The sequence below is a fragment of the Dokdonella sp. genome (assembly GCF_039926425.1).
In the GTDB taxonomy this organism is placed as follows: Bacteria; Pseudomonadota; Gammaproteobacteria; order Xanthomonadales; family Rhodanobacteraceae; genus Dokdonella_A.
Genome location: NZ_JBDSWZ010000180.1, coordinates 1 through 6,762, shown reverse-complemented (window position 1 = coordinate 6,762; position 6,762 = coordinate 1). Strand labels below are relative to the sequence as shown.

At 62.4% G+C, this 6,762-nt stretch carries 5 protein-coding genes and 1 pseudogene; all 6 read left to right on the top strand.

What is annotated here, in order from left to right; translation table 11 throughout:
* Positions 1-251: pseudogene (locus tag ABIV12_RS10665) on the top strand (hypothetical protein); the annotation flags it as partial.
* Positions 252-574: 323 nt separating this feature from the next.
* Positions 575-1,597 carry an N-acetylornithine carbamoyltransferase gene (locus ABIV12_RS10660; protein WP_348059053.1) on the top strand — a complete coding sequence of 341 codons (1,023 nt, stop codon included), beginning with the start codon at positions 575-577 and terminating at the stop codon, positions 1,595-1,597.
* Between the two features lie 50 nt (positions 1,598-1,647).
* Positions 1,648-2,880, top strand: coding sequence for an argininosuccinate synthase (locus ABIV12_RS10655; protein WP_348059051.1), 1,233 nt, complete (start codon positions 1,648-1,650; stop codon positions 2,878-2,880).
* 33 nt (positions 2,881-2,913) lie between these two features.
* A complete protein-coding gene (locus tag ABIV12_RS10650) occupies positions 2,914-3,999 on the top strand; it encodes an acetylornithine deacetylase (RefSeq protein ID WP_348059049.1) in 1,086 nt (361 codons plus the stop codon).
* 59 nt (positions 4,000-4,058) lie between these two features.
* Entirely contained in the window at positions 4,059-5,366 is a 1,308-nt protein-coding gene (locus ABIV12_RS10645; RefSeq protein WP_348059047.1) for an acetylglutamate kinase, read from the top strand.
* Between the two features lie 187 nt (positions 5,367-5,553).
* Positions 5,554-6,510, top strand: a complete 957-nt coding sequence (gene argC / locus ABIV12_RS10640; RefSeq protein WP_348059045.1) for an N-acetyl-gamma-glutamyl-phosphate reductase — start codon at positions 5,554-5,556, stop codon at positions 6,508-6,510.
* Positions 6,511-6,762: the final 252 nt, after the last annotated feature.

Below are 6,762 nucleotides of genomic sequence, written 5' to 3'. Positions count from 1 at the left end.
GCCGGCGCGCTGCGACGGTGGCTGGAGCCGTCGTCGGCGGTGCAGTGGGCAACAACGTCGCACGGGGTGAAGACCGCTACTACTCGGACACCGAGCGGCATTGCCGTACGGTCCAGGGAGTTTCGGAGGAACGCCGCGTCGTCGCCTACGATGTGCAGTATCGATATCGCGGCGATGTCTACATGTCGCGCGTCAACTACGACCCCGGCGATCGCATGCGCGTTCGGGTCAGCATTGAACCCGTCGAATGACCATAGCCCGCGTGCGTGACACCACCCGTGCTGTTGCACCGCGTCGCATTTGTGGTTAACGTCCGCAAATGACCTCCACCTTGTCACGCCCGCAAATCGTCACCAGCGCCCGTATGGCTGCCGGGATGACGTCGCGTGCGCGTCGACCGGAAATGCCACTTTCCGCCGGGTAGGCTGTCGCACACGCGTTACGTGAATCGACGAAAAACCCGGCCGCTGCGCCGGGTTTTTTCGTTGCAGGTTCCGTTTTCAACATCCGCTCGATCGCATCCGCTGCCCCCGCTGCGATCGGACAACAGCCACCCAGAGAGAGCCTCCGCAAGATGACGATTCGCCACTTTCTCAGTACGCAGGACTGGTCGCGCCCGGAGCTCGACGCGTTGCTTGACCGCGCCGCCGCATTCAAGCGAACCCGTGAGGGGCGCGAACTTCAGGGCAAGTCCATCGCCCTGCTGTTCTTCAATCCGTCGATGCGCACGCGCACCAGCTTCGAGCTCGGAGCGTTCCAGCTCGGCGGGCACGCGATCGTGCTGGCGCCCGGCAAGGACGCGTGGCCGATCGAATTCGACGTCGGTTCGGTCATGGATGGCGACACCGAGGAACACGTTGCGGAAGTGGCGCGCGTGCTGTCGCGGTATGTCGACTTGATTGCCGTGCGCGCGTTTCCGAAATTCCAGGACTGGGCGGTCGACCGCGAGGATCGGGTGATCCAGGCGTTCGCCAGGTACTCGACGGTGCCGGTGATCAACATGGAGACGATCACGCATCCCTGCCAGGAGCTTGCGCACATCCAGGCATTGCAGGAACGCTTCGGAAAGGATCTGCGTGGACGCAAATACGTGCTGACGTGGACCTATCATCCGCGTCCGCTCAACACGGCCGTCGCAAACTCGGCGCTGCAGATCGCAACCCGCTATGGAATGGACGTGACGCTGCTGTGTCCCACGCCCGACTACCTGCTCGATTCGCGCTACATGGAGTTTGCGCGCAGCAATGTCGCGGAGAACGGCGGTTCGCTCACCGTCAGCCATGATCCGCAGACGGCATATCTCGGCGCCAACATCGTCTATGCGAAGAGTTGGGGCGCATTGCCGTACTTCGGGAATTGGGCCAACGAAAAGCCGATTCGCGATGCCCACAAGCACTTCATCGTCGACGAAGCGAAGATGGCGCTGACCGACCACGGTGTCTTCAGTCACTGCCTGCCGCTGCGCCGCAACGTGAAGGCGACCGACGCGGTGATGGACTCGCCAGCGTGCATCGCGATCGACGAAGCGGAGAATCGCCTGCATGTCCAGAAGGCGTTGATGGCCGCGTTGGTTGCGCCGTCATCGCAATCGGGCTGAAGCCATCGCTTTCCGCCGCACGCACCGCTTGATTCACCACAGGAACCATCATGTCCGATTCTCGTCCTTCCGATCCTGCACTGCCGATTCCCGGCAAAAGCATCGTGCTCGCGTTTTCCGGCGGCCTCGACACGAGCTTTTGCGTGCCGTATCTCAAGGAACGCGGATGGGACGTGCATACCGTGTTCGCGGATACCGGCGGTGTCGATGCTGACGAGCGCGCGTTCATCGAGCAGCGGGCGCACGAACTTGGCGTGGCGTCGCACGTCACGGTCGACGGCGGACCGTCGATCTGGAACGGGTTCGTAAAACCGTTTGTGTGGGCGGGCGAGGGTTACCAGGGCCAGTATCCGCTGCTCGTGTCCGATCGCTACCTCATCGTCGACGCGGCACTCCAACGCTGCGTGGAGATCGGTACCCGCGCGATTGCGCACGGGTGCACCGGCATGGGAAACGACCAGGTTCGGTTCGACCTTGCGGTGAAGGCGCTTGGCGACTACGAGATCGTTGCGCCGATCCGCGAAATCCAGAAGGAGCACACCGAGGTCCGCGCGTACGAGCAGAAATATCTGGAGGAACGCGGCTTCGGCGTCCGTGCGAAGCAGAAGGCCTACACCATCAACGAAAATCTTCTCGGCCTGACCATGTCGGGGGGAGAAATCGATCGCTGGCAAGCGCCGGGCGAAGGGGCGCGTGGCTGGTGCAAGACGAGGGCGGAGTGGCCGACGCAGCCGTTGCGCGTGAAGCTCAGGTTCGAAAAAGGCGAAGCGGTAGCGCTCGACGATGCGCCAATCGACGGGCATCTGTTGCTTGCGAAACTCAACGCGCTGTTCGCCGATTACGGCGTCGGCCGGGGCGTGTATACAGGCGACACGACGATCGGCCTCAAGGGTCGCATCATCTACGAGGCGCCCGGGTTGACCGCGTTGCTTGCGGGGCATCGGGCGCTTGAAGAAGCGGTGCTGACCAAGCAGCAGAACCGCTTCAAGCCCGAGGTTGCGCGAAAGTGGGTCGAGCTCGTGTACGAAGGGTTCTTCCATGATCCGCTGAAGATCGATCTTGAAGCGTTTCTTGCAAGCAGCCAGTCGTGCGTGAACGGCGAGGTCACCCTCGAAACCTTCGGGGGCGTCGTCACCGCTGTGGCGATCGATTCGCCGCACCTCCTCAACGCGAAGGGCGCGACGTATGCGCAGGCCGCGGATTGGGGCGTCGCCGAAGCGGAAGGCTTCATCAAGCTGTTCGGCATGAGCAGCACGCTGTGGGCCGAAGTCAACCGCAAATAAAAAAAGACGGTCGCCAAATCAACCAGACACACCATGATCGAAACCGTCCTCCAACACCTCGAAGCCCTCGTCGCGTTCGACACGCGCAATCCGCCGCGCGAGATCGGCACTGGCGGCATCTTCGATTACCTGCGTGCGCATCTGCGGGACTTCCGCATCGACGTGGTCGACCACGGCGCAGGGGCTGTGTCGATGCTCGCGGTGCGCGGTGCACCCAGGCGCGTGTTCAACGTGCATCTGGATACCGTTCCTTCGTCGCCGGCATGGAGTGCCGATCCGCACGTGCTTCGCGTGACGGACGATCGAGCGATCGGCCTTGGCGCGTGCGATATCAAGGGAGCCGCGGCTGGATTGCTCGCTGCTGCCGCGGCGACGACGGCTGACGCAGCATTCCTGTTCAGTACCGATGAGGAAGCCAACGACCCGCGGTGCATCAGCGCGTTCCTCGCCAGCGATCACAGCTTTGCCGAAGCGGTGATTGCCGAACCAACCCAGTGCGAAGCCGTGCTCGCGCATCGCGGTATTGCGTCGGTGCTGATGAAATTCCGCGGATCCGCGGGACATGCGTCTGGCACAGACGCGATGCGGGCGAACGCGCTGCATCACGCGATGCGCTGGGGTGGCGGTGCGCTCGCGTTCGTCGAATCGCAGGCCCACGAACGCTTTGGCGGTCTTACCGGACTGCGTTTCAACGTCGGCAAGGTCGAAGGCGGGATCAAGGCGAACATGATCGCGCCCTCCGCAGAGGTGCGATTCGGCTTCCGCCCGTTGCCATCGATGTCGATCGATGGACTGCACGACTGCTTCCGCTCGATCGCCTCCGCCGATGTCATCGAGAGTTACCAGGAAACATTCCGCGGGCCGTGTTTGCCCGGCGGCGAAGGGGCCGACGCTGAGACACGGCGTCTCCAAGCACGCGATCTCGCCGACGCACTGGACCTGCCTATCGGAAACGCTGTCGATTTCTGGACCGAAGCGTCACTGTTTTCCGCAGCGGGATTGACATCGATCGTGTTCGGCCCCGGCGACATTGCTCAAGCGCACACGGCGGACGAGTGGGTCGCTCTCGACCAGCTCGCCAGCGCCGCAGCCAGCTATCAACGTCTCTTGGGCGCCTGATTCATGCACTCACGTTCACGCGGATGTCGTCGCACAATCCTTTCGAGCGCCAATCGACAATGACCGACACGCGCACCACGATCGTCCGACTGCTGTCCAGCATGGCCAGCACGAAAGAGATCCAGCAGTACCTCAAACGCTTTTCGCAGCTCGACGCGGCGCGCTTTGCCGTGGTCAAGGTGGGCGGCGCCGTCCTGCGCGACGAACTCGATGCGCTGGTGTCGTCGCTTGCGTTCCTGCAGCAAGTCGGCCTCACGCCGATCGTCGTGCACGGCGCGGGGCCGCAGCTGGACGAGCGCATGCAGGAAGCCGGAATCGCGAAGCGCACCATCGACAACCTGCGTTTTACCGACGAGCCGGTGCTCGCGGTCGTGCGTCAGGTGATGCGGCACGAAAACCTCAAACTCGTCGAGGCGCTGCAGGATCAAGGTGTCAGAGCAACGTCGATCCAATCCGGTGTGTTCGAAGCGCAGTTCCTGGATCGCGACGTGTATGGTCTCGTTGGCAAAGTGACGCGCGTCGACATCGACGGGATCCAGGCTGCGATCAAGGTCGGTTCGATCCCGGTGATTGCGTCGATCGCGGAAACCAGCGGTGGCCAGATCGTCAACGTCAACGCCGATTTCGCTGCGAATGAGCTGGTGCAGGTGCTGCAGCCGTACAAGATCGTGTTTCTCACCGGAACCGGAGGGCTGCTTGACGACCAGGGCAGGGTGATCGATTCGATCAACCTGTCCACTGAATACGAGCATCTGATTGCACAGCCGTGGATCAACGGTGGCATGCGGGTGAAGCTCGATCAGATCCGCGACCTGCTCGACAATCTGCCACCGTCTTCTTCGGTGTCGATCACGCGACCGTCAGAGCTCGCCAAGGAACTGTTCACGCACAAGGGTTCGGGCACGCTCGTGCGTCGCGGAGAGCGTGTGCTGAATGCGACGTCGTGGAACGAACTGGACGTGAAACGTCTGCGTGAACTGATCGAGTCGGCGTTTGGTCGACGACTGGTCGCGGATTATTTCGATCGCACGCCGCTGCTGCGCGCGTACGTCAGCGAAAACTATCGCGCGGCGGTCATCCTCACCAACGAAGGTGGCCGCCCTTACCTCGACAAGTTCGCCGTGCTCGACGATGCGCAGGGCGAAGGACTTGGCCGCGCGGTGTGGCAGGTGATGCGCGATGACCATCCGCGCCTGTTCTGGCGTTCGCGCAACGGAAATCCGGTCAATCCGTTCTACTACGCGGAAAGTGGCGGTTGCTACAAGGACGAGCGCTGGAAAGTGTTCTGGTACGGCATCGAGGATTTCGACGAGATCCGCTGGTGCGTCGAGCATTGCCGGTCTCGACCCGCGACGCTGCTGGAATGAGGGTGCGTACTGCGTTCTCGGATGGTGCAGGCTTGCTCGCGCGTGACAATGGATTCCCGCATCCGCGGGAATGACGTCGTCAATGATGTGACAAGGCGCAGCGCTCACCGATATTCTCGAACGACATCCTGAAACCGGCGTCATTCCCGCGAAGGCGGGAATCCATCGACCATGTGAATCAACGCGTATGAGCAGCAGTCCAAAAACGATCGGCATCGTCGGCGCACGCGGACACACCGGGGTTGAACTCATCCGCCTCCTCGCGCGCCATCCGTCGTTCGAGCTCGCGTTCGTTTCCTCGCGCGAGCGCGCCGGAGAGCGCGTGCACGACCATGTCGTCGACCACGTCGGTGACCTGCGCTATGAGAATCTCGACCACGATGACGTTGCGTCGAAGCGCGTCGACGCCGTGATCCTCGCGTTGCCGAACGGGAAGGCGAGTCCGTTCGTGAAAGCGATCGACGCGGTCCGCCCGGACACGGTGATCGTCGATCTGTCGGCCGACCATCGGTTCGACGAGCGCTGGTACTACGGCTTGCCGGAATTGACCCGCGGGCAGTCCGCCGGGAACAAGCGCATCAGCAACCCGGGCTGCTATGCAACGGCGATGCAACTCGCAATCGCGCCGCTGAAGGACGACCTCGCTGCGCCCCCGGCATGCTTCGGCGTCTCGGGATATTCCGGCGCAGGAACCACCCCGTCGGATCGGAACGACCCGCAAAGGCTGCTCGACAATCTGATGCCGTATTCACTGGTTGGGCACGTCCACGAGGCAGAGGTTTCGCGGCAGCTGGGGATCCCTGTCGAATTCATGCCACACGTGGCGCCGCACTTCCGCGGCATCACCATGACGGTGAACGCGTGGCTGCAGCACGCAACCACGCGCGACGAGATCGTTGCGCGCTATCAGACCTTCTACGCGAATGAGCCGTTGATCCGGATCGTCGACGATGCACCGTGGGTCAGCGCGGTTGCCGGAAAGCACCACGTTGACATCGGCGGCTTCGCATTGGCCGCGGGCGGCCGGCGAGTTGTCATTGTCGCGACGCTCGACAATCTCCTGAAGGGCGCCGCGACGCAGGCGCTGCAAAATGTGAATCGCGCATTCGGTTTCGACGAGCGGGAGGGAATCGTGCAACCGTGACGTGCGCGTGCTGCACGATCCATTTTTTCCAACCCGCTTCGAGAATTCTTCCGTGCGTCCGTCCCGCTATTTCGACCCAACAATCAAGTACGTTCCCGCCGACGCGCTGGTCGCTCCATTCGAGGTCGGGATTTTTGGTCGACGAAGCGATCGCATCGGTCCTGCATCACGGTTGGCAACAAGGTGAATCCGAATGAGTGATCTTCTCTGGCAGAAATCCGGCACGCACACCGACGAGCGAATCATGCGATT

Coding starts and splice junctions, on each gene's coding strand:
- argC (WP_348059045.1), top strand. CDS start 5,554: ATGAGCAGCAGTCCAAAAACGATCGGCATCGTCGGCGCACGCGGACAC.
- ABIV12_RS10655 (WP_348059051.1), top strand. CDS start 1,648: ATGTCCGATTCTCGTCCTTCCGATCCTGCACTGCCGATTCCCGGCAAA.
- ABIV12_RS10660 (WP_348059053.1), top strand. CDS start 575: ATGACGATTCGCCACTTTCTCAGTACGCAGGACTGGTCGCGCCCGGAG.
- ABIV12_RS10645 (WP_348059047.1), top strand. CDS start 4,059: ATGACCGACACGCGCACCACGATCGTCCGACTGCTGTCCAGCATGGCC.
- ABIV12_RS10650 (WP_348059049.1), top strand. CDS start 2,914: ATGATCGAAACCGTCCTCCAACACCTCGAAGCCCTCGTCGCGTTCGAC.